This is a genomic window from Salinivibrio kushneri, assembly GCF_027286325.1.
Classification (GTDB): domain Bacteria; phylum Pseudomonadota; class Gammaproteobacteria; order Enterobacterales; family Vibrionaceae; genus Salinivibrio; species Salinivibrio kushneri_A.
In genome coordinates this window covers 650,045-676,949 of sequence record NZ_CP114588.1, presented here as the reverse complement: position 1 = coordinate 676,949, position 26,905 = coordinate 650,045, and the positions used below count along the sequence as shown (strand labels likewise).

General features: G+C 50.5%; 19 protein-coding genes, 7 tRNA genes and 3 rRNA genes. 9 read left to right on the top strand and 20 right to left on the bottom strand.

What is annotated here, in order from left to right:
* Nucleotides 1-60: 60 nt before the first annotated feature.
* Together N8M53_RS03305 and N8M53_RS03300 are read left to right on the top strand one after the other, a co-directional pair.
* The gene (locus N8M53_RS03305; protein WP_269579477.1) at nt 61-1,638 is read left to right on the top strand and encodes a lytic transglycosylase; all 1,578 of its coding nucleotides are present in this window, start codon (nt 61-63) and stop codon (nt 1,636-1,638) included.
* Nucleotides 1,635-2,324 carry a YIP1 family protein gene (locus N8M53_RS03300; protein WP_269579476.1) on the top strand — a complete coding sequence of 230 codons (690 nt, stop codon included), beginning with the start codon at nt 1,635-1,637 and terminating at the stop codon, nt 2,322-2,324. Before N8M53_RS03305 ends, N8M53_RS03300 begins: the two co-directional genes overlap by 4 nt.
* A gap of 33 nt (nt 2,325-2,357) precedes the next feature.
* On the opposite strand, the gene N8M53_RS03295 is transcribed toward N8M53_RS03300, so the two are convergent.
* Nucleotides 2,358-3,200, bottom strand: coding sequence for an endonuclease/exonuclease/phosphatase family protein (locus tag N8M53_RS03295; protein WP_269579475.1), 843 nt, complete (start codon nt 3,198-3,200; stop codon nt 2,358-2,360).
* Nucleotides 3,201-3,384: 184 nt separating this feature from the next.
* Here N8M53_RS03295 and N8M53_RS03290 point away from each other — a divergent pair, with 184 nt between their 5' ends.
* Entirely contained in the window at nt 3,385-3,783 is a 399-nt protein-coding gene (locus N8M53_RS03290; RefSeq protein WP_269579474.1) for a gamma-glutamylcyclotransferase family protein, read from the top strand.
* 203 nt (nt 3,784-3,986) lie between these two features.
* Here N8M53_RS03290 and N8M53_RS03285 read toward each other — a convergent pair.
* The 11 genes from N8M53_RS03285 to gmhB form a co-directional block, all read right to left on the bottom strand.
* Nucleotides 3,987-4,063 (bottom strand) — tRNA-Trp (locus N8M53_RS03285).
* 8 nt (nt 4,064-4,071) lie between these two features.
* Nucleotides 4,072-4,148 (bottom strand) — tRNA-Asp (locus tag N8M53_RS03280).
* 160 nt (nt 4,149-4,308) lie between these two features.
* Nucleotides 4,309-4,424: ribosomal RNA gene (gene rrf / locus N8M53_RS03275) — 5S ribosomal RNA — on the bottom strand.
* An 86-nt stretch (nt 4,425-4,510) separates the two neighbouring features.
* Nucleotides 4,511-7,397: ribosomal RNA gene (locus N8M53_RS03270) — 23S ribosomal RNA — on the bottom strand.
* Between the two features lie 346 nt (nt 7,398-7,743).
* Nucleotides 7,744-7,819, bottom strand: a tRNA-Ala gene (locus N8M53_RS03265).
* Between the two features lie 31 nt (nt 7,820-7,850).
* Nucleotides 7,851-7,926 (bottom strand) — tRNA-Val (locus N8M53_RS03260).
* Nucleotides 7,927-7,938: 12 nt separating this feature from the next.
* Nucleotides 7,939-8,014: transfer RNA gene (locus tag N8M53_RS03255), tRNA-Ala, on the bottom strand.
* 13 nt (nt 8,015-8,027) lie between these two features.
* Nucleotides 8,028-8,103: transfer RNA gene (locus N8M53_RS03250), tRNA-Lys, on the bottom strand.
* Between the two features lie 2 nt (nt 8,104-8,105).
* A tRNA-Glu gene (locus N8M53_RS03245) sits at nt 8,106-8,181 on the bottom strand.
* An 81-nt stretch (nt 8,182-8,262) separates the two neighbouring features.
* Nucleotides 8,263-9,832: ribosomal RNA gene (locus N8M53_RS03240) — 16S ribosomal RNA — on the bottom strand.
* Together the 16S, 23S and 5S rRNA genes with 7 tRNA genes alongside form the textbook arrangement of a ribosomal RNA operon.
* Before the next feature lie 411 nt (nt 9,833-10,243).
* Nucleotides 10,244-10,798: a D-glycero-beta-D-manno-heptose 1,7-bisphosphate 7-phosphatase gene (gene gmhB / locus N8M53_RS03235; RefSeq protein ID WP_269579473.1), complete on the bottom strand. Its 555-nt coding sequence runs from the start codon at nt 10,796-10,798 to the stop codon at nt 10,244-10,246.
* Between the two features lie 124 nt (nt 10,799-10,922).
* Between gmhB and tsaA the strand changes: the two genes are divergently transcribed.
* Together tsaA and N8M53_RS03225 are read left to right on the top strand one after the other, a co-directional pair.
* Entirely contained in the window at nt 10,923-11,648 is a 726-nt protein-coding gene (gene tsaA, locus N8M53_RS03230) for a tRNA (N6-threonylcarbamoyladenosine(37)-N6)-methyltransferase TrmO (protein WP_269579472.1), read from the top strand.
* Nucleotides 11,649-11,694: 46 nt separating this feature from the next.
* Nucleotides 11,695-13,410: a proline--tRNA ligase gene (locus N8M53_RS03225; protein WP_269579471.1), complete on the top strand. Its 1,716-nt coding sequence runs from the start codon at nt 11,695-11,697 to the stop codon at nt 13,408-13,410.
* Between the two features lie 51 nt (nt 13,411-13,461).
* Here N8M53_RS03225 and N8M53_RS03220 read toward each other — a convergent pair whose 3' ends face one another.
* Entirely contained in the window at nt 13,462-14,082 is a 621-nt protein-coding gene (locus tag N8M53_RS03220; protein WP_269579470.1) for a superoxide dismutase, read from the bottom strand.
* Nucleotides 14,083-14,247: 165 nt separating this feature from the next.
* Here N8M53_RS03220 and N8M53_RS03215 point away from each other — a divergent pair, with 165 nt between their 5' ends.
* The 4 genes from N8M53_RS03215 (at nt 14,248) to N8M53_RS03200 (ending at nt 16,809) form a co-directional block, all read left to right on the top strand.
* The gene (locus N8M53_RS03215) at nt 14,248-15,378 is read left to right on the top strand and encodes a patatin-like phospholipase family protein (protein ID WP_269579469.1); all 1,131 of its coding nucleotides are present in this window, start codon (nt 14,248-14,250) and stop codon (nt 15,376-15,378) included.
* A 120-nt stretch (nt 15,379-15,498) separates the two neighbouring features.
* A complete protein-coding gene (locus N8M53_RS03210) occupies nt 15,499-16,353 on the top strand; it encodes a GGDEF domain-containing protein (RefSeq protein WP_269579468.1) in 855 nt (284 codons plus the stop codon).
* Nucleotides 16,354-16,415: 62 nt separating this feature from the next.
* Entirely contained in the window at nt 16,416-16,619 is a 204-nt protein-coding gene (locus N8M53_RS03205) for a YaeP family protein (protein ID WP_046074194.1), read from the top strand.
* A 1-nt stretch (nt 16,620) separates the two neighbouring features.
* On the top strand, nt 16,621-16,809 hold the full coding sequence (locus N8M53_RS03200) for a DUF4250 domain-containing protein (protein ID WP_046074193.1): 189 nt from the start codon (nt 16,621-16,623) through the stop codon (nt 16,807-16,809).
* 70 nt (nt 16,810-16,879) lie between these two features.
* Here N8M53_RS03200 and N8M53_RS03195 read toward each other — a convergent pair whose 3' ends face one another.
* The 7 genes from N8M53_RS03195 to lpxA all read right to left on the bottom strand — a co-directional run bounded on the left by N8M53_RS03195 (nt 16,880) and on the right by lpxA (nt 26,904).
* Entirely contained in the window at nt 16,880-18,229 is a 1,350-nt protein-coding gene (locus tag N8M53_RS03195; RefSeq protein WP_269579467.1) for a sodium-dependent transporter, read from the bottom strand.
* Between the two features lie 194 nt (nt 18,230-18,423).
* On the bottom strand, nt 18,424-19,734 hold the full coding sequence (gene tilS / locus N8M53_RS03190) for a tRNA lysidine(34) synthetase TilS (protein ID WP_269579466.1): 1,311 nt from the start codon (nt 19,732-19,734) through the stop codon (nt 18,424-18,426).
* Nucleotides 19,735-19,829: 95 nt separating this feature from the next.
* Nucleotides 19,830-20,789, bottom strand: coding sequence for an acetyl-CoA carboxylase carboxyl transferase subunit alpha (gene accA, locus N8M53_RS03185; RefSeq protein ID WP_077486849.1), 960 nt, complete (start codon nt 20,787-20,789; stop codon nt 19,830-19,832).
* Between the two features lie 55 nt (nt 20,790-20,844).
* A complete protein-coding gene (gene dnaE / locus N8M53_RS03180; protein WP_269579465.1) occupies nt 20,845-24,324 on the bottom strand; it encodes a DNA polymerase III subunit alpha in 3,480 nt (1,159 codons plus the stop codon).
* Nucleotides 24,325-24,366: 42 nt separating this feature from the next.
* Nucleotides 24,367-24,966: a ribonuclease HII gene (gene rnhB / locus N8M53_RS03175; RefSeq protein ID WP_077771349.1), complete on the bottom strand. Its 600-nt coding sequence runs from the start codon at nt 24,964-24,966 to the stop codon at nt 24,367-24,369.
* The gene (gene lpxB, locus N8M53_RS03170; protein WP_269579464.1) at nt 24,959-26,116 is read right to left on the bottom strand and encodes a lipid-A-disaccharide synthase; all 1,158 of its coding nucleotides are present in this window, start codon (nt 26,114-26,116) and stop codon (nt 24,959-24,961) included. Before lpxB ends, rnhB begins: the two co-directional genes overlap by 8 nt.
* Entirely contained in the window at nt 26,116-26,904 is a 789-nt protein-coding gene (lpxA, locus tag N8M53_RS03165; protein ID WP_269579463.1) for an acyl-ACP--UDP-N-acetylglucosamine O-acyltransferase, read from the bottom strand. The genes lpxB and lpxA overlap by 1 nt, the downstream gene beginning before the upstream one ends.
* Between the last annotated feature and the right edge of the window lies 1 nt (nt 26,905).

Here is a 26,905-nt window from a genome sequence, read left to right as displayed (position 1 = left end):
TTGTCATCAATGAGACCAGCCCCTATCATCATCGGCTATTTTGGACGAAGGTTTTATGCAATGAAGTACCGTTTTGTTATATTGAGCACGCTGTTGCTGAGCGGCTGTCAGTCTATCGGCGACGCTCAAAATACGGATATCGCCTCCGAGGCACCGCCCGTTGTCGCAAAAGAAACAACGCGCTCGCCTGATAAAGCCACAGAGACGCCCAAGAAAACCACACCAACAACGCCCACGGTACTTTCCCCGCAAAAACAGGATGATGTGTGGCAACGCATCAGTATGCAGCTTTCGCTTCCAGTGCCTGATAACGCCTCGGTGCGCCGTTATCGTAATTGGTACTTAAAGTACCCTAATCACCTTGCTACTGTGGCTGAACGCGCCACGCCATTTTTACACCTAATCGTGGAGAAAGTCGAAGCGCGTAACATGCCACTGGAGCTAGCGCTGCTTCCTGTCGTAGAAAGCTCATTTGACCAGTTTGCTTACTCGCATGGTCGGGCTGCTGGCCTTTGGCAGTTTGTTCCAGCAACCGGCCGCCGGTTTGGCCTAGAACAAAATTGGTGGTACGACGGCCGGCGTGATGTGATGCAATCAACCGATGCGGCGCTCGATTACCTCGAGTATTTGCATGGCATGTTTGACGGCAACTGGTTACACGCTATCGCTGCATATAACTCCGGTGAAGGACGCGTGGCTCGTGCTATTCGTCGCAACGAGCAACGTGGTCAACCCACCGACTTTTGGCATTTAGATCTCCCCAAAGAAACCAGCAGTTATGTGCCTAAGCTGATCGCGCTTGGTGATGTGCTACGCAACCAAGAACAATATGGGCTAGACGTGCCAGAAATCCCGAACCAGCCTGCACTCACCTTGGTCGATCCTAAGATGCAAATGGATCTCGCCCTCGCGGCGAACTATGCCGGATTAAGTGTTTCTGAGCTACAAAGCCTTAACCCCGCGTATAACCACTGGGCAACATCACCATCAGGGCCCACCCATTTGTTGTTGCCCAACGAAAATGTGGAACGCTTTAACACTGAGTTGGCTAAAAATGACAACCAAGGGCTTCGCGTGGAGCGCTATGCAGTAAAGTCAGGCGATAGCCTGAGTGAAATCGCGGCTGAGTACAACACAACGGTCAAGGTTTTAAAACGCGCTAACCAACTCCGCTCCTCACGTATTCGCGTGGGTCAGCGCCTGATGATCCCTGTTTCGCTGAAAGATGAGTCACAATACACGCTAAGCGCACCACAGCGCCTCGCAGCATTGCAAGCAGCGGAGCGAGATGGCCATAAGCGCACCCACACCGTACGCCAAGGCGACAGTTTTTGGACAATCGCCCGCCGTTATGACGTTGATTATCGTCAGCTCGCTAAGTGGAACGGCATGAGTCCTCGCGATACCCTCAGCATTGGCCAGAAGTTGGTCGTTTGGGATAAAGAAGGGGATGCACGTCGCATCCGTACAATTACTTACCGAATTCGCCAAGGTGATTCATTGAGCAGTATTGCACAACGCTACAATGTATCAGTTGCCGAGCTGGTTAAATGGAACCAGTTACGCCAGAACGCGTATATCCAACCAGGGCAGAAGCTAACCCTGCATATCGACATTTCTCGGAGTAGCGGCTCATGATGCAAGCCTCAGCCAATCCATTGTTTGCCTTAAGAGACATCGTCCTTCGTCCCAGTGCATGCTTTGCTGCATTAAGCCAGCGCCCGGTATGGGGCTGGTTGGCTTATTTGCTCATGTGCCTCAGCGCTATTGCATTTTGGAGTGCTTATTTTGACCACACTAACCTTGCCGCGCTGCAGCAAGCACTCGCGCAACAATTGTCGATGCCGCCTGCAGACGCCGAAAAGTGGTTACAACGTGAAACACTCCTTGCCTCTGAAGTGCTCGGAGATTGGTTTGGCCGAGCGGCAGTCATTTTTGCCTTAGCACTTTGGTTTCGGTTAGCCACGAAACAAGACGCCCCTAACTTTGGCTATCGTCACTGGCTCGCAGCATCTTGCTTTATCTTTATACCCGCGGTCGTGGGCGATTTAGCAAGCTATACCAATATGACCTTATCATCCGGTTTTATTTTGCCGGCTCATGCGGACTTAAACAGTCTTAATGGCTTACTCAAATTGCCGCTCGCCTCCTCATGGAGTGCATGGGCAGCAAGCTTACCGCTGCTGCTCCCGTGGTACTGGGTATTAAGTATTACGGTTATCGGCACTTGGACACCACTCAATCATGGCAAAGCGATTGTCGTCGCCACCCTGCCTTGGGTTGCCGTCTTTGCCAGTTGGGCCATCATCATAGCACTAAGCTAGGAACATTCTGCGAGGGGAATCCCCTCGCTGCCTCTATCCTGTGACTTTCAATTGTGCCTCTATCGCTGCGTGATCGGAGGCACCATTATCTATCGCACTCGCCTTTTCTACCGATAATCCACGGTAGAAAACATGATCCAGCGGCAACCCAAATTTAGTCATTCGCTCATCGGGGTGATAACGCATTTCTTGCAATGACAGACGCGTAACCATCGCTCTCACCGCGTCTAACCGCCGTTGAGACCACGTATTAAAATCACCGGCTAAAATAATAGGCCCATCGACACGCGCCAATGCTTGCTCCAATGCAGCCAACTGCTTCTTATAAGCGGCCATTGCATAAGTAAAGTTAATGCTATGGATATTCACCACCGCAAGGCGTTGTCCATTGGAGAGCTGGTATTCACTATATAGAGCACTTTTAGGAAGGCGCAAATACGGCTCGACCGCGGTATACGCACAACTGTGTAAAGGATTCACTTTGGAAAGATTCATCACCCCTGCAACGGCATCTTGCATCGCAAACGCATAAGCTTGGTCATAGTGCAAGGATGCTTGCGTGATCCAACGCGCTAATTGTGGACCAAAGCTTGCCTCTTGTAACAACATCAATCGGTGAGGTTGATGATACTGACTTAACGCCGTGTCCCACTGAGGACGCTGTTGTTTATAAATATTCCATACCAATAATGAAAAACGGCCTTGTTCATCAAGTGGTAAAGAATGTGTGTAATCAACGCACTGGCGATGTATACCAGACACCGTATGGAGCTGGGTGCTGTCAGGCACGGTGAAGTAGCCATTGACGCCAATCACCGCAGCAGGGACAAAAATAGCACTGCCCCATGCCACTACCTTACCAATACGTCTTTTCATTGCTTAATCACCACCATAACGCTTGCCAGTGTGAGTATAGGTTGTTACTAGAATGAGCGCCGATTTTGCGATCACGAAGGCTGAAAGACAAGTGATTGCCCTGACTTATTACTTGCTGCTTACTTCAACTCAGAGATAGGATAGAAAAGAAATAATAACAAAGTGCATTCATGGAGCGACGCCTATGCTTAACAACCTCTTCGTATACGGAACCCTGTGTCCAGAGGGCACAAATCACCATGTGCTCTCGGATGTCCATGGTCAATGGTTCCCTGCAAGTATACAAGCAATACGCACTGATCGTGGTTGGGGATCGGCCTCAGGTTATCCTGGCATTGAGCTCAGCGACTCTGTCAAAGATCGTGTTGAAGGCTGGCTTTTAAAAGCTGAGGACTTATCTCACTTTCTACCTAAACTCGATGCATTTGAGGGCTCTGGTTACCAGAGAGTGATTGTGGAAGTCGAATATCACAGTGAGAGCCGAACAGAACCAATGCATACCACGGCATTTGCCTATGAGCTTTGTTTTAGTCACCAGCCCGATGCAACAGGCCCAAGCCAATTTGTGGCCAAAAACTATTAGAAGACTTGTTTGAATAGATCAAAAAAAAGCACTGACTGATGTCAGTGCTTTTCAAGTGGCAGGGGTAGAGGGATTCGATCGGACTGGCGACCCAGCCCCCAACACGCGGACTTTGATGTCACACCAAAAACCACCCATAAGTTAGTCTATCGGTAATATTGAAATCAAAAAAAAAGCACTGACGGATGTCAGTGCTTTTCAAGTGGCAGGGGTAGAGGGATTCGAACCCCCAACACGCGGATTTGGAATCCGCTGCTCTGCCAATTGGAGCTATACCCCTATAAATAGTGGCGGAGTGGACGGGACTCGAACCCGCGACCCCCGGCGTGACAGGCCGGTATTCTAACCAACTGAACTACCACTCCGCACCAATTCTGTCTCATCAAAGTCTTACGCAAACCTGCTTTGATGATTAAATCGCGAGCTATGCGTAGGGATTTTTGAAGCGAGACGCGCAGTGTATGCCAATACATGAGCATCGCAGCTATCAAAAATCGCAAGCAATAGGCGCAATTTATAATCAAAGCCTGGCGATGTCCTACTCTCACATGGGGAGACCCCACACTACCATCGGCGCTGCTTCGTTTCACTACTGAGTTCGGCATGGAGTCAGGTGGGTCCAAAGCGCTATGGTCGCCAAGCAAATTCGGTAATCTAGAAAGCTGTTCGTTCTCGCCACAATCAACTGGCTTATTTCAAGTCCAACCCAAAACCTCTTGGGTGTTGTATGGTTAAGCCTCACGGGCAATTAGTACAGGTTAGCTCAACGCCTCACAGCGCTTACACACCCTGCCTATCAACGTCGTCGTCTACGACAACCCTTTAGAGAGCTCGAAGCTCTAGGGATGACTCATCTCGGGGCCAGCTTCGCGCTTAGATGCTTTCAGCGCTTATCTGTGCCGAACTTAGCTACCGGGCAATGCGTCTGGCGACACAACCCGAACACCAGCGGTTCGTCCACTCCGGTCCTCTCGTACTAGGAGCAGCTCCCCTCAATCATCCAACGCCCACGGCAGATAGGGACCGAACTGTCTCACGACGTTCTAAACCCAGCTCGCGTACCACTTTAAATGGCGAACAGCCATACCCTTGGGACCGACTTCAGCCCCAGGATGTGATGAGCCGACATCGAGGTGCCAAACACCGCCGTCGATATGAACTCTTGGGCGGTATCAGCCTGTTATCCCCGGAGTACCTTTTATCCGTTGAGCGATGGCCCTTCCATTCAGAACCACCGGATCACTATGACCTACTTTCGTACCTGCTCGAGCCGTCACTCTCGCAGTTAAGCGGGCTTATGCCATTGCACTAACCTCACGATGTCCGACCGTGATTAGCCCACCTTCGTGCTCCTCCGTTACGCTTTGGGAGGAGACCGCCCCAGTCAAACTACCCACCAGGCACTGTCCTCACCCCGGATAACGGGGCTAAGTTAGAACATCAAACATACAAGGGTGGTATTTCAAGGATGGCTCCACAGCAACTGGCGTCGCCGCTTCAAAGCCTCCCACCTATCCTACACATGTAGGCTCAATGTTCAGTGCCAAGCTGTAGTAAAGGTTCACGGGGTCTTTCCGTCTAGCCGCGGGTACACAGCATCTTCACTGCGATTTCAATTTCACTGAGTCTCGGGTGGAGACAGCGTGGCCATCATTACGCCATTCGTGCAGGTCGGAACTTACCCGACAAGGAATTTCGCTACCTTAGGACCGTTATAGTTACGGCCGCCGTTTACCGGGGCTTCAATCAATGGCTTCTCTTGCGATAACCACATCAATTAACCTTCCGGCACCGGGCAGGCGTCACACCGTATACGTCATCTTTCGATTTTGCACAGTGCTGTGTTTTTAATAAACAGTTGCAGCCACCTGGTATCTGCGACTGCCCATAGCTCCATCCGCAAGGGACTTCACCGCGGGCAGCGTACCTTCTCCCGAAGTTACGGTACCATTTTGCCTAGTTCCTTCACCCGAGTTCTCTCAAGCGCCTTGGTATTCTCTACCCGACCACCTGTGTCGGTTTGGAGTACGGTTCCTACTTACCTGAAGCTTAGAGGCTTTTCCCGGAAGCATGGCATCAATGACTTCACCACCTTGGTGGCTCGACATCGTGTCTCGGCCTTGATTTCCCGGATTTGCCTAAGAAATCAGCCTACGCACTTGAACCTGGACAACCATCGCCAGGCCCACCTAGCCTTCTCCGTCCCCCCATCGCAGTAAGCAGCAGTACGGGAATATTAACCCGTTTCCCATCGACTACGCCTTTCGGCCTCGCCTTAGGGGCCGACTTACCCTGCCCCGATTAACGTTGGACAGGAACCCTTGGTCTTCCGGCGAGGAGGTTTTTCACCCCCTTTATCGTTACTCATGTCAGCATTCGCACTTGTGATACCTCCAGCATGCCTCTCAGCACACCTTCAACAGCTTACACAACGCTCCCCTACCCAATATCCATAAGGATATTGCCGCAGCTTCGGTGTATCGCTTAGCCCCGTTACATCTTCCGCGCAGGCCGACTCGACCAGTGAGCTATTACGCTTTCTTTAAATGATGGCTGCTTCTAAGCCAACATCCTGGCTGTCTGAGCCTTCCCACATCGTTTCCCACTTAGCGATAACTTTGGGACCTTAGCTGGCGGTCTGGGTTGTTTCCCTCTCCACGACGGACGTTAGCACCCGCCGTGTGTCTCCCGGATAGTACTTACTGGTATTCGGAGTTTGCAAAGGGTTGGTAAGTCGGGATGACCCCCTAGCCTTAACAGTGCTCTACCCCCAGTAGTATTCGTCCGAGGCGCTACCTAAATAGCTTTCGGGGAGAACCAGCTATCTCCGAGTTTGATTGGCCTTTCACCCCTAGCCACAGGTCATCTCCTAACTTTTCAACGTTAGTGAGTTCGGTCCTCCAGTTGATGTTACTCAACCTTCAACCTGCCCATGGCTAGATCACTCGGTTTCGGGTCTAATGCAAGCAACTCGACGCCCAGTTAAGACTCGGTTTCCCTACGGCTCCCCTATGCGGTTAACCTTGCTACTTACATTAAGTCGCTGACCCATTATACAAAAGGTACGCGGTCACCCCACATGGAGGCTCCCACTGCTTGTACGTAGACGGTTTCAGGTTCTATTTCACTCCCCTCACAGGGGTTCTTTTCGCCTTTCCCTCACGGTACTGGTTCACTATCGGTCAGTCAGGAGTATTTAGCCTTGGAGGATGGTCCCCCCATGTTCAGACAAGATATCACGTGTCCCGTCCTACTCGTTTTCACGTCTAAGGCGCCGTCGGTTACGGGGCTATCACCCTTTATTGCCAGGTTTTCCAACCTGTTCACCTAACGCCTAAGCCGCTTAAGGGCTGCTCCGGGTTCGCTCGCCGCTACTGCCGGAATCTCAATTGATTTCTTTTCCTTCGGGTACTTAGATGTTTCAGTTCCCCGAGTTCGCCTCTTAGCGCTATGTATTCACGCTAAGATACCTGCTTATGCAGGTGGGTTTCCCCATTCGGACATCGATGGCTCAAATGCTTCTTACCAGCTCACCATCGCTTTTCGCAGGTTAGTACGTCCTTCATCGCCTCTGACTGCCAAGGCATCCACCGTCTACGCTTAATCACTTAACCATACAACCCCAAGAGGTCTTTTTTACGTCGAGATTGTCTAAAAAAGAAATCTGCGTCGCAAAACCACTGAGTGTTGAATCATCAACTAATTAAGGTTTTGTTTTTGCCGGACTCAAAATAGAGACTTTGCTTATCACTAAGACAAAGCCCAAGCACACTTGATTGTGTGAGTGACATTTCTGTCACTGATTGAGAACTTTACTGTCATTCTTTAAGAATGACTTGTCAGCTTTCCAGATTGTTAAAGAGCATGTGAATCTATCAAAAAGATAAATCACTTTAATTTTTGCTTTCAGACAGCAGTCATCGCAACAGATGTCAACTGCTGTAAAAACAAAGAGTAAAGTGGTGGAGCTAAGCAGGATCGAACTGCTGACCTCCTGCGTGCAAGGCAGGCGCTCTCCCAGCTGAGCTATAGCCCCATTTGGTGCTGCTTTTCTCTTGCAGAGAAAATGGTGGGCGATACCGGGCTCGAACCAGTGACCCCCTCCTTGTAAGGGAGGTGCTCTCCCAACTGAGCTAATCGCCCATCCTTCAGACTTGGTGGAGCTAGGCGGGATCGAACCGCCGACCTCTTGCATGCCATGCAAGCGCTCTCCCAGCTGAGCTATAGCCCCGCGTCTGAGAAAATGGTGGGTTGTACAGGATTCGAACCTGTGACCAATTGATTAAAAGTCAACTGCTCTACCAACTGAGCTAACAACCCAATGGCGTCCCATAGGGGAGTCGAACCCCTGTTACCGCCGTGAAAGGGCGGTGTCCTAGGCCTCTAGACGAATGGGACACGCTGATATGTTTGGGAACATATCCTCTTTAATGCTTCAACCTATACAATCTGTGTGAACACTCGCAAAAATAGCGTCAGTAAGGAGGTGATCCAGCCCCAGGTTCCCCTAGGGCTACCTTGTTACGACTTCACCCCAGTCATGAACCACACCGTGGTAAACGCCCTCCCGAAGGTTAAGCTATCTACTTCTGGTGCAGCCCACTCCCATGGTGTGACGGGCGGTGTGTACAAGGCCCGGGAACGTATTCACCGTGGCATTCTGATCCACGATTACTAGCGATTCCGACTTCATGGAGTCGAGTTGCAGACTCCAATCCGGACTACGACAGACTTTAAGGGATTCGCTCCACTTCGCAGCTTCGCTGCCCTCTGTATCTGCCATTGTAGCACGTGTGTAGCCCTACTCGTAAGGGCCATGATGACTTGACGTCGTCCCCACCTTCCTCCGGTTTATCACCGGCAGTCTCCCTGGAGTTCCCACCATTACGTGCTGGCAAACAAGGATAAGGGTTGCGCTCGTTGCGGGACTTAACCCAACATTTCACAACACGAGCTGACGACAGCCATGCAGCACCTGTCTCAGAGCTCCCGAAGGCACCAATCCATCTCTGGAAAGTTCTCTGGATGTCAAGAGTAGGTAAGGTTCTTCGCGTTGCATCGAATTAAACCACATGCTCCACCGCTTGTGCGGGCCCCCGTCAATTCATTTGAGTTTTAACCTTGCGGCCGTACTCCCCAGGCGGTCTACTTAATGCGTTAGCGCCGAAAGCCAAAGTCTTAAACCTCAACCTCCAAGTAGACAGCGTTTACGGCGTGGACTACCAGGGTATCTAATCCTGTTTGCTACCCACGCTTTCGCATCTGAGCGTCAGTCTTTGTCCAGGGGGCCGCCTTCGCCACTGGTATTCCTTCAGATCTCTACGCATTTCACCGCTACACCTGAAATTCTACCCCCCTCTACAAGACTCTAGCCTGCCAGTTTCAAATGCGGTTCCGAGGTTGAGCCCCGGGCTTTCACATCTGACTTAACAAACCGCCTGCATGCGCTTTACGCCCAGTAATTCCGATTAACGCTCGCACCCTCCGTATTACCGCGGCTGCTGGCACGGAGTTAGCCGGTGCTTCTTCTGCAGCTAACGTCAAGCAATGCACGTATTAAGTACACCACCTTCCTCACTGCTGAAAGTGCTTTACAACCCGAAGGCCTTCTTCACACACGCGGCATGGCTGCATCAGGGTCTCCCCCATTGTGCAATATTCCCCACTGCTGCCTCCCGTAGGAGTCTGGGCCGTGTCTCAGTCCCAGTGTGGCTGATCATCCTCTCAAACCAGCTAAGGATCGTTGCCTTGGTAAGCCATTACCTTACCAACTAGCTAATCCTAACTGGGCCCATCCCAACGCGATAGCTTACATGTAGAGGCCACCTTTGGTCCCAGCTCGTAATGAACTAAGACATTATGCGGTATTAGCCGTCGTTTCCAACGGTTATCCCCCTCGTCAGGGCAGGTTCCCAGCCGTTACTCACCCGTCCGCCGCTCGACGTCCAGCAAATCCACCGAAGCTTCAATGCTGCCGTTTCCGCTCGACTTGCATGTGTTAGGCCTGCCGCCAGCGTTCAATCTGAGCCATGATCAAACTCTTCAATTTAAGTTTTGGTGTTTGCTTTCCTATAAAGGAAAGACAAACGGCTCGATAAATACTGTTTTGTTCGTCTCTTACGAGACCAACGAATTGACTGTGCCGAACAACTATAAAAGTTGTCGTTTGGTCACTCAGTTCATCGAATAAATCTTTTTGTCTATTCTCAACGAGTGCCCACACAGATTGCATAGGTCAAATTGTTAAAGAGCGCCGCCCAATCTTGAGCGGGAGTGGCATTTTACGCCACTTTGACATCGAGTCAAGCGTTTTGTTTGCTTGGCTATTTTGCCGTTGTTAGCGCGGCTTGCCGTGCCAACGAGAAGCGAATTATAGAGACTTGTTTTTTTGATGCAAGCGTTTTTGTTCAAAAAAATCTAACTGTGCAAATAATCGCCAAGACACTGTTTGCATGTCGTTTTAACGATTAGCAAGCCAACCGGGTATATCAGCGATAGAGTCAACAACATCAGTTGCTAATGCGACACCTTGTTCGGTGACAGGTTTGCCTGAGCGCACGAGCAAACGGGTTGCAACTCCTGCACACTCTGCGGCTTTCATGTCATCCGCTTTATCTCCCACCATCACCGAGCGTGACATATCAATGTCGAGCTCTCGCTGGGCATCAATCAACATACCCGGCTTGGGTTTGCGACAATCGCAATCAATTCGATATTCACCGACGCCTTCAGTGGCATGATGTGGGCAGTAATAAATCCCATCAAAGTCCACGCCTTTGTCGGCAAAGTTCCAATCCATCCATTCCGTAAGCTGTAAAAAGTCTTGTTCAGAGTAATAACCACGCGCGATACCGGCTTGGTTAGTTACCAGCACTAATAAGTACCCTTTCTCTTTTAGGGCGCGGCATGCACCGAATACACCTTCGATGTACTCAAATGTATCGATATCCGCCACATAGCCGTGGTCGACATTGACCACACCATCGCGATCAATAAAAACAGCGGGAAAACTCACTCACACTTCCTCTTTCGATATCAGACGATAATTATGACACGCTGCGTGGTTGCTTGCATCTTTGCACACTCAATGAAACTCGCGTGTTAAGATTAGCACGCGTTTATTAACCGAACTTCACCCTATGCAAGATACTTTCTCTATCTCTCCCATTGGCACCTTGATTTCTCCCTTTAAGGAAAAGTTTGCTGTGCCACGACAACCGGGCCTAGCACCCAGTGCTTTGGCGTATATTGAATTACGCGATGATGCGAATCAGCTTGATGCCGTAAGGGGCATTGAGCAGTTTTCTCACCTTTGGGTGCTATTCTTGTTCGATCGCAATTTAGATAACGGTTGGTCCCCGACAGTTCGTCCCCCTCGTTTAGGTGGAAACGAGCGAGTCGGCGTGTTTGCCAGTCGTGCGACCTTTCGTCCTAATGGCATCGGGATGTCGGCGGTAGAGCTGGTTCGCGTTGAGTCCACATCGGGTCAAGTGCGGTTAGTTGTACGAGGGTGCGATCTTGTCAATCGAACGCCAATTATCGATATCAAACCTTACATTCCCTACTCTGACTGCATTGATAATGCTCAGGGCGGATTTGCTCATCAAACGCCTACCTTGATGCCGGTGCATTTCTCCAAGCCCGCCCTCGCGACACTCTCTCAACATCGTGATGGCGCATACCAACGCCAAGTGATTGAGGAGGTGCTCGCACAAGACCCTCGCCCTGCCTATAGAAAGGGCAAGCCAGATACTAAACACTATGCAGTCCATCTTTTCGATTTCAATGTGCGTTTCATGGTGTCTGACGACCAGATTCACGTTGAGGCCATAGAAGCTTTTGTCGAAACTCCCCCGCGCTGTTAATATGCCCTACTTATTATTGATCGCTAATATCAACGGATAACTTTACATGCGTACCAGTCAATATCTGCTTTCTACTTTGAAAGAAACCCCTAGCGACGCAGAAATTGTCAGCCACCAGCTGATGTTGCGTGCGGGTATGATTCGAAAACTCGCTTCAGGCCTTTATACCTGGCTGCCCACCGGTGTTCGCGTGCTTCAACATGTTGAGCGTATTGTTCGTGAAGAAATGAACCGTGCCGGCGCCGTTGAGACCATGATGCCTGTAGTCCAACCAGCAGATTTATGGCAAGAAACCGGGCGTTGGGAAAAGTTTGGCCCTGAGCTGCTACGTATTGCTGATCGCCATCAACGTGATTTTGTCTTAGGCCCCACGCATGAAGAAGTGATTACGCACTTGGCGCGCAACGAAATCAATTCATACAAGCAGCTGCCGCTCAACTTGTACCAAATCCAAACCAAGTTCCGTGACGAAGTACGTCCTCGTTTTGGTGTCATGCGCTCTCGCGAATTCACGATGAAAGACGCGTATAGCTTCGATATCGATAAAGCAGGTATGGAGCAGAGCTATGAGAAAATGCGCGCGGCTTATTGCGCCATCTTTGATCGAATGGGGCTTGACTACCGTGCCGTGTTGGCAGATACCGGTGCCATTGGCGGTTCCGCCTCGCACGAGTTCCATGTTTTGGCAGACAGTGGTGAAGACCTGATTGCTTTCTCGACCGAGTCTGAATACGCAGCGAATCTAGAAAAAGCCGAAGCGCTCGCCCCCCAGGCACAAGTCGATTCCCCCACGCAAGCAATGACGTTGGTCGATACGCCGAATGCGAAAACTATCGCTGAACTGGTTGAGCAGTTTGATCTCCCGGTCGAAAAAACAGTTAAGACGCTTTTCGTCAAAGCGTCTGAACAAGTAGAGTCCGATCTTATCGCGCTGATCATCCGTGGCGATCATGAGCTCAATGAAGTAAAAGCGGAAAACCTACCTGAGGTGGAAGCACCGCTCACTTTCGCCACCGAAGAAGAAATTCGCACACTTGTTGGTGCAGGCCCTGGCTCTTTGGGTCCGGTAAACCTACCCGCGCCTTTCATCGTTGATCGCAGTGTTGCAGTGATGAGCGACTTTGGTGCCGGTGCAAACACCGACGATAAGCACTACTTCGGCATTAATTGGGGACGCGATGTAGAGCTAGGTCAAGTCGCTGATCTGCGCAATGTCATCGAAGGCGATCCTAGCCCTTGTGGTAAAGGGACATTGATGTTTAAACGTGGCATCGAAGTGGGCCATATCTTCCAGTTGGGTAATAATTACTCACAAAAGATGAATGCAGGCGTGCTAGGCCAAGACGGTAAGAACGCCATGTTGGAGATGGGCTGTTACGGCATTGGTATTACGCGTGTTGTGGCTGCTGCCATTGAGCAAAACCATGACCAAAACGGTATTATCTGGCCAGATGCTATCGCTCCCTTCAAGGTGGCCATTGTCCCGATGAATATGCACAAGTCTGAGCGTGTCCGTGAAGCGGCTGAAAAGTTATACGCCGATCTTACCGCAGCCGGTATCGAGGTACTCTTCGATGATCGTAAAGAACGTCCAGGGGTGATGTTCTCAGACATTGAGCTAGTGGGTGTGCCGCATACCATCGTAATCGGCGAGCGCAGCATGGATAATGGCGTGTTCGAGTATAAGCATCGCCGAGAGGGCGAGAAAGTGCCTTTCTCCATTGACGATGCACTGACTTTTATTCAGTCAAAGCTTGACTGAATAGCGCTGAAAGTAAGCATGTAATGCCCCGCCCTGCGGGGCATTTTTGTATCAGCTAATCGTCTCGAGTGCTTTGTGGTATGCCTTTTCAGCAAAGTCCCAGTTGACCACTTGCCACCAAGCATTGACATAATCTGGGCGCTTATTCTGATAGTTAAGATAATAAGCATGTTCCCACACATCACAACCTAGCAGAGGCTCTCCTTTCACCTCTGCGATATCCATCAATGGATTATCTTGATTAGGTGTCGATGTAATCGCAAGCTGTCCATCTTCTTTCACCACCAGCCACGCAAAGCCTGAACCAAACTGACCTATCGCAGCCTGACTAAAGGCCTCTTTAAACGCATCAAGTGAGCCGTAGGTCGCCACAATGGCATCGTAGAGTGGCCCTTCAGGTGCGGACTTAGGGTTAGGCGTCATTGATTGCCAATAAACCAAATGGTTGTAATAACCTCCGCCATTATTACGAATGCCAGCAGGCAGCGTTGAGACCTCAGCAAATAAAGCCTCAAGCGATTCACCATTACGCGCCGTCTCTTCGATCGCTGCAACAAATTTATCGAAATACGTCTTGTGGTGACGCTGATGATGAATGCGCATGGTTGCCTCATCAATATGGGGCTCTAGCGCATCATAGGCATAAGGAAGATCGGGAAAAGAGTAAGTCATGGTGTTGCTCCATCGATGATTAAGACACCACCACTCTAGATCGAAGTGATAACGATTTTCAACCTCGTTATCATTAATGATGTTTAGGGTCTGTGATATACCGCCGCGCGTGAGATGAAACAGCATCTATAATCAAACTGTTAGAGTGGTAATAACGGTAGGCCTATGTCAAAAAACAAACCTAAAATTGCCTTGGTGCTCACCGGCGGCGGCGCACGAGCGGCTTATCAAGTGGGGGTCTTATCGGCAATCGCTCACTGGTATCCGCGGGTGCATACGAGTCCATTTACCATTTATTGCGGCACATCCGCGGGGGCTATCAACGCAGTGTCTCTGGCAAGCTATGCGTCATGTTTTCGACTAGGTGTCAAAAAATTGTCTTGGCTGTGGCACCGGTTGAATACATCTCGGGGGCTCGCTAGTCAGCCCAGTGCACTTGTCGGTCATCTTTTGTCGCAGACCGGACAACGCTTTCAATCTCATTACCAACCCACTCAGCCTTTCGGGTTACTCAATAACCGACCGCTAAGAGAATTGCTCAATCAAACGATCAGCTTTAACAAGCTTAACTATCAATTACTTGCTGGTCATTTAAATGGCTTGTCTGTCACTGCCTCAAACTACCAAACGGGGCAATCGGTGAGTTTCTTTCAAGGCGTACCTCATATCAAACCGTGGGAAAGAGCCCGTGCAGTGGGAAAGCGAAGTCAAATTTCCACCGAACACTTATTGGCCTCTTCAGCCATTCCTTTCATTTTTCCCGCCTCTAGGATTGGCCACGAGTTTTATGGTGATGGTGCAATTCACCAAATTTCCCCGTTGCGTCCCGCTGTCAAAATGGACGCGGAGCGGATTTTAATTCTGGATCTGACCACAGGGATACGGCGGCCTGAACAAATAAAACACACCGCACCAGGTTTAGCGATGCTCGGCGGTCATTTAATGAATGCTATCTTTGCGGACACGCTCTCGGCAGACTTAGAGCATTTACAACGGCTGAATCACGTTACCAGCGCGTTGTCCCCCGACCAAAAAGAGCGCCTAGGGCTGCGCCACATTGATGTTCTCCATCTTCGGCCTTCTGAGCCATTTGAACCCATGGCGAGCCGTTACTACAGCCATATGCCACTCGCGCTGCGCAGCTTACTTAAACTTTTGGGGATTAATGCTAGCCAAGATGCCACCTTTGCCAGTTATCTGTTATTTGAACCGGCATACCTTCGCCAGTTGATTGACATTGGCTACCGTGATGCACACAATCACCAGTCTGAGATCCTTTCTTTATTGACAGATTAGTTACTTTAAAACAGTATCCTCACTCGCATCCATCCATCACCATTAGCAAAAACATATAGACTGGCACGATACCTGCTTCATAGATTGAAACCGACGTTGTTACTGAGTAGTTGATCACGCATGAATGCCTCGCACATCAAACAATATACAAACTCTGATCGCGCCCCACGGATTGTCCCGCTGGGTGCCGATCAACGTTTGTTGTTGTTACAAAAGTTGCAAGGCCATCTTGATATCAAAGTCTTGTTTGAAATCTACGCGCGTGAGCTGGAAAAGCAGATCGATATTGGGCGAATTATTTGGGAGCATGATGATATCTCCAACATCATTCGTCGTGGCGCTCAACACACATTTCGTCAGACGTTTTCCATCAAGTTCAATAAGCAGCCTTTAGGGGTTTTGCAATACTCTACCCCTTACAAGCTCGATCCCGATGAAATCAGCTTACTCCATACTTATCACAAGCTGCTCGCTGGTCCACTGAATAATGCCGTTGAATATACGCGGGTGAAAAACATGGCATTGCTCGATGGTCTCACCGGTCTACATAATCGCACCAGCTTTGAACAAGACCTTCAGCATGCCGTCGCCGTCTGTGAACGGGAAAACATTGGTCTGGTCATGGTGATGTTCGATATGGACAACTTCAAACAAGTTAATGATACCTATGGTCATTTGGATGGCGATAAGGTATTGCGCCGTTTTTCATTGCTGGTCAAAGAAGCCGTGCGTGGCAGCGATCGTTGTTATCGACTCGGCGGCGATGAGTTTGCCGTTATCTTGCAACCTGCCAGTAAAAGCTCGGTGAAACACGTGACCTCACGAGTGAAGAGCTTAGTTGGCCAAGATCATTTGTTATCAAGTCACCAAATTAGCGCGTCAGTTGGTTTCTCTGTCTATCGACAAGGTGATAATAACTTGTCGCTCTATGAACGTGCTGACCAAAGTATGTACCGGCAAAAACGCGCACGTTAGCGCTTTCCTCTCCCCAACGAGATTGGGTATAGTGATCCTCATCATTACTTGAGGAGAACACCATGAAAATAGCAGACTGCTGTGACTTAATTCGCCAACGCTATGCGGAAATTGGCAGTGGCGAACAAGGCTATATACCGGCGGCGATCCATTGCGCATTAAAAGCCCTCAACGATATTGCACAAGACACTGAGATCCAGCAAGCGCGTCGAGAGCAAGCCGCATTTGCCGCAGCCAACTTGTTGATCAGCGATCACGAGGACTAAGATGGATTTAAACAATTACGCCACCATGGACCCTGTCATGCTGATGAGCATTGTCAATATGAAGCTACGTGACGAGTTTGACAGCTTAGAGGATCTGGTTCGTTATTATGATATCGACAAAGCCGTGTTGTGCACGCGGCTCGAAGAAGCAGGTTTTACGTATATCGAAGACGCCAACCAATTTCGTTAAGCCCAAGCCTACGTAAAAAGCGGACACATGGTCCGCTTTTTCTCTTAGTTGGGTCTCCCCATTATGCTTGTTAGCCCAACGAGACCCAAAGAACGGTTGCCACGAGGACAGGACAAACGAACTTGACGTAGACAGGCCATATCTTCCAAAACATCCCCTGCTCAATATCCTCGTACCCTTCACGCAAGGCTGACAGTTTGCGGTCACGCGACCAAATCCACCCACCGAACAAGCAGAATAACAAGGCAGCAAAAGGCTGGAAGTACTGTGTCGCCACTTTCGCCACAAGACCAAATAAAGTGCCAAAGTGAAACACGATAACGGCACTGAATGCAGCAATCAGTCCACCCAGTACCCAGCTGGTGATTTTACGGCTTGAGCCTAGCCGTTCACTGGCGAGCGCAACTGGGCACTCGAGCATCGAGATAGAAGAAGTCAGCGCCGCAATGGTCATCAACAAGAAAAAGACCAAAGACACGTAAGGCCCTGCAGCGCCCAAGCTTTCAAACAACAAAGGTAATACGGTAAATACCAGTGTATCGGCACTCAGCAAGCTACCATCTTGAGCATAAATTTCCACGCCCTGATTCATCGCCACGAACATCGCAGGCAGAACCACCAGACCCGCAATGACTGCCACCGCTGTATCGACCAAGGTCACACTCAATGCCATCTTAGGTAGGTTTTCTTTCTGACTGAGATAAGAGCCGTAAATCAACATCGAGCACCCACCAATGGTTAGCGAGAAAAAGCCTTGCCCCATCGCTGCGAGGAGCAGATCTCTGTCCATGATCTTGGAGAAGTCAGGAATAAGGTAGTGCTTTAAGCCCTCGGTCGCGCCGGGGAGTGTCATGATGTAGAGGAACATCGCGGCAAACAGCACGAATAACGCTGGCATCAAACGGGTTGACCAACGCTCAATACCTTGTTTCACACCTGCTTGCACGATAAAGATAGTCAACACATAAAAGAGGATAGCGCCAAACAAGTTACGTGAAGCCGAGAAGCCTTTTAACCAAGCTGCCACGTCGGTAAAGTGCAAGATCTCTGCAACCGCCGCAAGGAGAAAAGACACTAACCAGCCCCCAACAATGCTATAAAACGCCAGCACCATACAAGGAACAGCCAGTCCCACTAGGCCCACACCACTTCCTAAGCGCTTCATCAAGGGATTATCACTGAGTGCACGCATGCTATCCAACGGGTTCGCACGCCCATGACGGCCAATAGCCATTTCCACCACCAGCATGGGAAATGCCACTAGCAAAATCATTAACAAGTAGACGAGTAAAAAGGCGCCTCCGCCATTACTGGCCGCTTGAGTGGGAAATCCCCAAATATTACCCAGCCCCACTGCAGCACCTGCTGCAGCAAGAACAAAGCCAATTCTAGTACCGAATAATTCGCGACTTGATGCCATTACTGCTTACCTTATGTATCATTAGACTAGTACATTAAGTAATTCGTCACGATTAAGCAAGACAAGATAGCCTAACTGCTCAATTAATCATCACCAGTTCAGTGTTCTACTCTCACCCAGTTAGCCCGAGGTTTGCTCTAACACCTTGTGACCGAGCGATGTTGAGTGAGCGAACCCACTACGTGACAGGGGGATTAAGGCTCATGCTGCCAAACAAGCCGCCAATGTTTACCGCTTGCGGTCTGGCTAACATACCTATCGGCAATGGCCACCACTGTCTCGCCATCGCAAATAATCGGTTGGCGTCGACGTAACCAGCTGGGGATCCCGGCTTCTTGATAAAGTTTTTTTAGCTTTCGCCGCCCTTGTCGGCCAGCAGGATGAATCGATAAGCCACGGGGGTTAAAGTGTACATGCAGTACCTGCGACGCGAGATCTCCCAGCGCGAGCCCTTGCGCTGTCGATGAATAAGGCAGTAAGTATAAGGTACCTAGCCCATCTGGCAGTGCTAGCGGCTTTTCTGACGTCAATGTTCCCTGCCATTGGGATAAGTCCGCATAAGGCATCACGATATAAAGCTGTTGCTGGAAGCGGCGAATGCTCACCGCCCCAACGCTCAAGCTTGGATTAGCATCCGGTTTAGCGTTGATGACATCTGAGAGCAATGCCTGTAACTGGGCCTGCGTTAAGGTAATACTGTGACGCTTTAGCCAATGGCGCAGCATGGCCTGCGTGAGTGCTAAATCGTCTTGTGGTAATGCGGTAATAGCCAGACTGCCCGCTTCTGTCTCCGCTTGTGTCACCATCGGCTCTATCAGTCGCGCCAACAACGACGCTTGTTCACCACACAAGCGCTGAGTTCGCTCAACAGCTTTACGAAACCCTGGCCAACGAGCATCCGCTTGCGGTAACCATTGGTGGCGCAAAAAATTGCGATCAAAGCGGGTGTCTTGATTACTCGGGTCGTCCACCCAATCGAGTTGATGTTGGCGCGCATACACCTCAAGGCTCGCCCGTGATTGCGTCAATAAGGGACGCACAAGATAGCCTTGACCCAAAGGTCGCACGGCTGGCATCCCTGCTAACCCTTCCAGACCACTGCCGCGTTTCAGGGCGAGGAAAAAGGTTTCAACCTGATCATCACTGTGCTGGGCGGTTAACACCAGTCCATCGGGCTCAAGCAGGTGCGCGATCGCCTGATATCTTGCTTGTCTTGCCGCATGTTCCACACTCAGCGACGTATCCAAGCTCACCCTTTCTATACAGCAGCGAAATCCGGCATTGTCCGCCCACATCTGGCACTGCTCAGCCCATTTATCTGCATCAGGATGCAAACCGTGATGAACATGAACCACAAGGTAATCATGTTGGGGGTGCTGGTCGCGATACTGGGTTAATAATTCTAGCAACACGCGAGAATCTAATCCGCCACTCAGCGCCAACACCACCTGTCGCGGTGCCGACGTCAGTGGAGCTAATGTGTCACTCAGTTGATGGTAAAGCATAGCCATTCGTCATTGATATAATCTGTCATTGTTGCCGCCGTTTACATAAAAGAAAAGGGCCCGCAGGCCCTTTATCGCAGCTCATTCCATCACGATTAGCAGTAACCGTAGTTGAGCAAGCGCTGATAACGGCGATCCCGCAAGCTTTCGGTATCAAGACTGTCTAAATCGCTTAGCTGGGTAAGCAGTGTTTGCTTAATGCTATCAGCCATCGCGTTAATGTCGCGGTGTGCACCTCCCAGAGGCTCAGTGATCACACTATCAATCAAGCCAAGTTCTTTTAGACGTGGCGCGGTAATTCCCATTGCATCAGCAGCTTGCGGCGCTTTCGCAGCATCACGCCACAAAATAGACGCACAGCCTTCGGGGGAGATCACCGAGTAGGTGGAGTACTGCAGCATATTGACATAATCACCCACGCCAATCGCCAACGCACCACCAGAACCACCTTCACCGACCACATTACAAATCACGGGTACGGTTAGGCCCGCCATTTCTTTGAGGTTACGGGCAATCGCCTCTGATTGGCCTCGCTCCTCGGCACCTACCCCTGGGTAAGCCCCTGCAGTATCGATAAAGGTAATCACCGGCATATTAAAACGCTCGGCCATTTTCATCAGACGCAGTGCTTTGCGGTAGCCCTCGGGCTTAGGCATACCAAAGTTACGCTTGACCTTTTCATTGGTGTCTCGCCCTTTTTGGTGGCCAATCACCATCACTGGACGCCCTTCTAATCGTGCCATTCCTCCTACCAGTGCTTTGTCATCAGCATAGGCGCGGTCGCCAGCCAATTCATCAAACTCATGGAAAATACGATCCAGGTAGTCATAGGTATAAGGGCGTTGAGGATGACGCGCAAGTTGTGCCACCTGCCACGCGCCTAAATCACCAAAAATTTTTCGCGTCAACTCTAGGCTTTTTGTTTCCAGTTGTTCAATCTCTTTATCTAAGTTAACCGCGTCTTCTCCACCCCGCTTGGAAACAGCGCGAAGGGCCTCAATTTTGGCTTCTAGTTCTGCGATAGGTTGTTCAAACTCTAAAAAATTAAGACTCATACCAAGAGAATCCTATTGGTCACCGCCAGTGTACGCGACACGTCACCAGCCTGGCTTAGTTAAACTCTAATTCGACCTGTTCGTTGCCGAGCAAGCCTTTCAAGGTGTCGATTAATTCATCGGTTGGCGTTACGCGCCACTCTGCGCCTAAACGTAACCGCGCGCGCGCATCGTCGCGCTGATAGTAAAGATTCACAGGCACTGTACCGGATCGGTAGGGTGCCAGTGCATCATGAAATCGCTCAAAAAAGGGCGCATCGACTTGATCCGAGGTCATCGAAATCCCTAAACAACGCGCATATTTTTCCCGCGCCTGACTGATGTCCATCACTTCACGGGCGGTCATTTTAAGCCCCCCGTTGAAGTCATCAAAGCTGACCTGTCCTGAGACCACTAAAATCCGATCTTTCTCCACCAAGTCGAGATATTTGTCGAGTACATCAGAAAAAAGCATCACTTCCATGCGCCCCGAGCGATCATCGAGGGTTAAGATCCCCAAACGCGAGCCCCGTTTGGTGGTCATTACCCGTGCAGCGATCACCAACCCTGCTACCGTCGAGACCACATCACGCTTCGTTGCATGGGCATCTTCTAGCCGCCACGTGATGTAGTTTTTTAACTCTTTGCGATAGCTGTTGACCGGATGGCCGGTCAAATACAAGCCCAGCGTTTCTCGCTCCCCTTCTAGCCACACTTTATCTGGCCACGGGTCAGCGTGTGCATAGGCATGCTCGACTTCTTCAGGGGCATCAGTCAACACCCCAAACATATCGGTTTGCCCGTAGGCTTCCGCTTGATGATGTTGGCTCGCAGCACGGATAGCCTCATCAACCGAGGCCATCATCGCGGCACGGTGAGGACCCAACTTATCCATGGCACCGGCACGGATTAGGCGTTCAATCACACGTTTATTGACTTTTTTGGTATCAATGCGAGCACAAAAATCAAACAAGTCTCGGAAATACCCCTCTTGCTCACGCGCAGCAACAATCGTATCGATAGGGCCTTCGCCGACGCCTTTTATCGCGCCAATGCCGTAAACAATTTCACCTTTCTCATTAACGGTGAAATGATGCAATCCAGCATTAACATCAGGCGGCAAAACGGTCAGTTTCATGCGCCGACACTCTTCCACCAGTCCCACGACTTTATCGGTGTTATCCATGTCTGCGGTCATCACCGCCGCCATGAATTCAGCAGGATAGTGGGCTTTTAACCACAGTGTTTGGTATGAGACCAGCGCGTAAGCAGCGGAGTGCGATTTGTTGAAACCATAGCCGGCAAATTTTTCCACCAAGTCAAAGATCCGCATGGCAAGTTCGCCATCGATGCCGTTTGCAATCGCCCCTTTTTCAAAAATGTCTCGCTGCTTGGCCATTTCTTCTGGTTTTTTCTTACCCATGGCACGACGTAGCAAGTCTGCCCCGCCCAAGGTATAGCCTGCGAGCGTCTGAGCAATTTGCATCACCTGCTCTTGATAGAGAATGATGCCATAGGTGGGCTCAAGCGTTTCTTTTAATGAGTCGTGTTGCCACTTTTCATCTGGGTAAGACACGATTTCACGGCCATGCTTACGGTCGATAAAGTTATCCACCATCCCCGATTGCAACGGACCAGGCCGGAACAAGGCCACCAATGCGATCATATCTTCAAAGCAGTCAGGCTGAAGGCGCTTAATCAGCTCTTTCATGCCACGCGATTCAAGCTGGAATACCGCGGTCGTCTCTGCCTTACGCAGCATCTCAAATGACGCTTGGTCCGCCATCGGGATCGCGGCGATATCAATAGGATCTTTCCCTTGACGCTGTAAGCGCGGATTTATCATTCCCAGCGCCCAGTCGATGATGGTCAGCGTCCGCAGACCCAAGAAGTCAAACTTCACCAGGCCGGCCGTTTCCACATCATTTTTATCGAACTGGGTCACCGGATGATGCCCTTCACTGTCGCAATAAAGGGGAGAAAAATCGGTAATCGTGGTGGGTGATATCACCACCCCGCCCGCGTGCTTACCGGCATTTCGGGTAACCCCTTCGAGCATCCGCGCCATATCAATCAGCGCTTTGACTTCTTCATCGCTGTTGTACACCTCAACCAACTGGGGCTCGGCGTCAAAGGCTTTCTCGAGGGTCATTCCAGGATCGGGTGGTACCAGCTTTGAAATCCGGTCCACAAAGCCATATGGGTGCCCTAACACGCGTCCCACATCACGGATAACGGCTTTCGCGGCCATGGTACCGAAGGTAATGATCTGCGATACCGCATCACGCCCGTACATTTCAGCGACGTGATCGATCACTAGATCACGCTTATCCATGCAAAAGTCGACGTCGAAGTCGGGCATGGAGACACGTTCGGGGTTCAAAAAGCGCTCGAAGAGGAGATCAAACTGGAGTGGGTCAAGGTCGGTAATTTTTAGCGCATAAGCCACCAAAGAGCCGGCCCCTGAGCCGCGCCCTGGGCCGACAGGGATATCATTGTCTTTTGACCACTGGATAAACTCCATCACGATCAAAAAGTAGCCGGGAAACCCCATTTGGTTGATAACCCCAAGCTCGCGCTCTAGCCGTGCATCATAGTCGGGGCGTCGGCGCGCTCTTTCCGTTTCATCAGGAAAGAGAAAGGCAAGACGCTCTTCCAAGCCTTCTTGTGAGCGCTTGACCAAGTATTGGTCAATTTCCATTCCCTCTGTCGGGAAGTTAGGCAAAAAGTACTCATCCAATCGCACCGGAACGTTACAACGCTTGGCTATCTCGACGCTATTAGTCAACGCCTCGGGAATATCCGCGAAGAGATCACACATCTCTTGCTCGGTACGCAAATATTGTTCAGCGCTGTATTTCTTGGGACGGCGAGGATCATCGAGAGTAAAGCCATCGTGAATCGCAACCCGGATCTCATGCGCATCAAACTCTTCAGACGAAATGAAGCACACTTCATTGGTCGCCACCACGGGTAAGTCATGATCGGCGGCAAAATCGACCGCAAAGTGAAGATAGACTTCTTCATCCTGGCGCCCGGTGCGCACCAGCTCCATGTAATACGCATCCGGAAAATAGGTTTGGTAAAAGTGCGCACACTCTTTTGCCAGCGCTTGATTGCCTTTAAGCAAGGCTTTCCCCAAGTCACCACGGCAGCCGCCGGATAACACAATCAATCCTTGTGCATGCTCCATCAGCCACTGCTGATCGATGACTGGGCGATGCTGAACATGCCCACGTAAGTAGGCCTTGGAGATCAGCAAGGTCAGGTTCTTATAGCCCGTTTTGTCGGCTGCTAACAAGGTCAGCTGACAAAGCTCCTCGCCAAACGCCTCTGATTGCACTAAGAAATCAGCGCCAATTATCGGTTTCACACCGACATTGTTTGCGGTGTTGTAGAACTTAACCAACCCACACAGGTTGCTAAAGTCAGTAAGCGCCATGGCAGGCATGCCCATTTCCGCCACTTTTTTTACCAGTGGCGGCACCTTGGACAAACCATCAACCATGGAAAAGTCACTGTGAATACGTAAATGGACAAAACGTGGCTCAGACATACGGCTCGTTACTTAACGGTAATAAGGGCTGGGATCACACGACTAGTCAATGCCCAGTGCGCGCTTAACGGGTTTAAAACTTTTACGGTGCATAGGTAATGCGCCATGCTCGGCCAACGCTGCCATGTGGACCTTGGTGGGGTAGCCTTTGTGTTGCGCAAACCCATAGTTCGGGTAAGCCGCGTCCAACATAGCCATTTCATGGTCGCGGTCTACCTTAGCAAGGATCGAGGCGGCACTGATTTCTGCGACCCGCAAGTCACCTTTCACGACAGCCTCAGCAGGCATCGATAATGACGGTACCCGATTACCATCAATTAACGCATAATCCGGCGTGACCGACAAGCCATCAACCGCGCGCTGCATCGCCAGCATGGTGGCATGTAAGATGTTGAGCGAATCAATCTCTTCGGGTTCGGCGCGCCCGACGGCCCACGCCAAGGCTTTTTGTTTGATTTCATCATACAAAGCAAGACGCTTTTTCTCGCTCAGTTTTTTTGAGTCCGTCAAGCCAGCAATAGGCTGCGCGGGGTCTAAAATCACTGCCGCTGTGACAACGGCCCCGACCAGTGGCCCACGGCCTACTTCATCGACACCAGCAATGAGCTTTGCATCTGGGTATTCAAAAGGGTGTTCAGTCATGATTGTCTAATAACGTTAGTACGGCATTGGCTGCAGATGTATCCGCATCTTTGCGAATGGTGTGATGCAACTCAGTAAAGGTGGCCAACAAAGCCTGGTTATCACTATCGAGTTGGGCGCTGACCGCATCGGCTAACGCCTCTGGTTGACACTCGTCTTGCAACAGTTCAGGCACTAAAGGCGCATCAGCCAGAATGTTGGGTAAGGAAACATACTTTGTTTTCAGCAAGCGTTTAGCAAGCCACGCTGTAACCGGCTTGACTTTATACCCCACCACCATCGGGCGTTTAAGCAACATGCACTCTAATGCCACTGTTCCTGAGGCAAGCAGCACCGAATCAGCGGCGCTAATCACGTGGCGCGCCGTATCATCAATCAATGTGAATGAAAGCTCAGGCGCCATGGCCTGCCACGCCTGTTCAAATTGCTGTCGCCGAGTTTCGTTAACAAGCGCCACCACAAATCCCAAATCCGGATACCGCGCCGCCAGTTGCTGACACGCTTGTATAAACGGCGGGGCTAACATCGACATTTCACTACCACGGCTGCCAGGCAGCACGGCTAACCAACGTTTTTGGCTATCTAACCCAAGGACACGCTGCGCCGCGAGTTTGTCCACCTGCATCGGAATGCTATCGGCCATGGTGTGGCCGACAAACGCACAAGGCACATTAAACCTATCGTAAAATGCTTTCTCGAAGGGCAAAAAGGCCAGAACAAGATCCGTCGCCGCGGCAATCTTAAAAATCCGCTTTTGTCGCCATGCCCACACTGATGGGCTAACATAATGGACGGTCTTTATCCCTGCTTGTTTTAACGACGCCTCGAGACGTAGATTAAAATCTGGGGCATCGATACCAATGAAGACATCCGGTGGATTGGCGGTAAAATGCTTAACCAACTCTGTTTTTACTTTCAGCAAACGTGGCAGCCGTCCTAGCACTTCCACCAGCCCCATGACAGACAGCTCTTCCATATCGAATAGGCTGTGACAGCCTTGAGCCATCATTCTTGGGCCGCCAATACCGACAAACTCAACATGGGGGTGTTGGGCACGCATCGCCTTTATCAGGCCTTCACCTAAAACATCGCCGGAGATTTCCCCGGCGACAATTCCAACTCGTAATGGGCGTTCACTACTGGGTAACATTAACGAATAACGCCTCGCGTCGAGCGCTCAAAAAAGTCAATAAACAGCGCTAGCGCCGGCTCGCTTTCCGCTTGCTCGGCCAGCTCTTTTTTCACTTCTTCCAGTGTCTTACCTGAGCGATACATGTTCTTATACACCGAACGAATTGCACGGATAGATGACTTTTCAAAGCCACGGCGTTTGAGCCCCTCAATGTTGATGCCAAATGGCGCGCAGTGATTCCCCTGCGCCATCACATAAGGAGGAACATCTTGCACGACTATCGACCCTCCACCGAGCATCGCGTGACTGCCAATGACGCAGAACTGGTGAATGGCTGACATGCCACCGACAATCGCATAATCATCGACATGAACGTGGCCCGCTAAGGTGGCGTTGTTGGCGAAAATACAATGATTACCGACCACACAATCATGGGCGACGTGGGCATTAATCATAAACAAGTTGTCGCTGCCAACTTTGGTTTCGCCTTTATCTTGAACGGTACCACGGTGCATGGTGACACTTTCTCGAATGGTGTTACGATCACCGATTTCGAGCGTGGTTGGCTCTCCAGCATATTTAAGGTCTTGGCACGCTTCACCAATGGAAGCGAATTGATAAATGCGATTATCTGTCCCGATACGGGTCGGACCTTTGATCACAACGTGGGTCATCACCTCGGTGCCTGTCCCGATTTCAACCCCTTCGCCAATATAAGAAAAAGCGCCAATTTTTACGTTTTCGCCCAATACGACGCCGTCTTCGACAACCGCAGTGGGGTGAATGTAAGCCGTTTCGTGGATCACA

Excerpts from the sequence above, each read along its gene's own strand:
- N8M53_RS03305 (WP_269579477.1), top strand. The coding sequence starts at position 61 with ATGAAGTACCGTTTTGTTATATTGAGCACGCTGTTGCTGAGCGGCTGT.
- N8M53_RS03300 (WP_269579476.1), top strand. The coding sequence starts at position 1,635 with ATGATGCAAGCCTCAGCCAATCCATTGTTTGCCTTAAGAGACATCGTC.
- N8M53_RS03295 (WP_269579475.1), bottom strand. The coding sequence starts at position 3,200 with ATGAAAAGACGTATTGGTAAGGTAGTGGCATGGGGCAGTGCTATTTTT.
- N8M53_RS03290 (WP_269579474.1), top strand. The coding sequence starts at position 3,385 with ATGCTTAACAACCTCTTCGTATACGGAACCCTGTGTCCAGAGGGCACA.
- tsaA (WP_269579472.1), top strand. The coding sequence starts at position 10,923 with ATGCAAGATACTTTCTCTATCTCTCCCATTGGCACCTTGATTTCTCCC.
- N8M53_RS03225 (WP_269579471.1), top strand. The coding sequence starts at position 11,695 with ATGCGTACCAGTCAATATCTGCTTTCTACTTTGAAAGAAACCCCTAGC.
- N8M53_RS03220 (WP_269579470.1), bottom strand. The coding sequence starts at position 14,082 with ATGACTTACTCTTTTCCCGATCTTCCTTATGCCTATGATGCGCTAGAG.
- N8M53_RS03215 (WP_269579469.1), top strand. The coding sequence starts at position 14,248 with ATGTCAAAAAACAAACCTAAAATTGCCTTGGTGCTCACCGGCGGCGGC.
- N8M53_RS03210 (WP_269579468.1), top strand. The coding sequence starts at position 15,499 with ATGAATGCCTCGCACATCAAACAATATACAAACTCTGATCGCGCCCCA.
- N8M53_RS03205 (WP_046074194.1), top strand. The coding sequence starts at position 16,416 with ATGAAAATAGCAGACTGCTGTGACTTAATTCGCCAACGCTATGCGGAA.
- N8M53_RS03200 (WP_046074193.1), top strand. The coding sequence starts at position 16,621 with ATGGATTTAAACAATTACGCCACCATGGACCCTGTCATGCTGATGAGC.
- N8M53_RS03195 (WP_269579467.1), bottom strand. The coding sequence starts at position 18,229 with ATGGCATCAAGTCGCGAATTATTCGGTACTAGAATTGGCTTTGTTCTT.
- tilS (WP_269579466.1), bottom strand. The coding sequence starts at position 19,734 with ATGCTTTACCATCAACTGAGTGACACATTAGCTCCACTGACGTCGGCA.
- accA (WP_077486849.1), bottom strand. The coding sequence starts at position 20,789 with ATGAGTCTTAATTTTTTAGAGTTTGAACAACCTATCGCAGAACTAGAA.
- dnaE (WP_269579465.1), bottom strand. The coding sequence starts at position 24,324 with ATGTCTGAGCCACGTTTTGTCCATTTACGTATTCACAGTGACTTTTCC.
- rnhB (WP_077771349.1), bottom strand. The coding sequence starts at position 24,966 with ATGACTGAACACCCTTTTGAATACCCAGATGCAAAGCTCATTGCTGGT.
- lpxB (WP_269579464.1), bottom strand. The coding sequence starts at position 26,116 with ATGTTACCCAGTAGTGAACGCCCATTACGAGTTGGAATTGTCGCCGGG.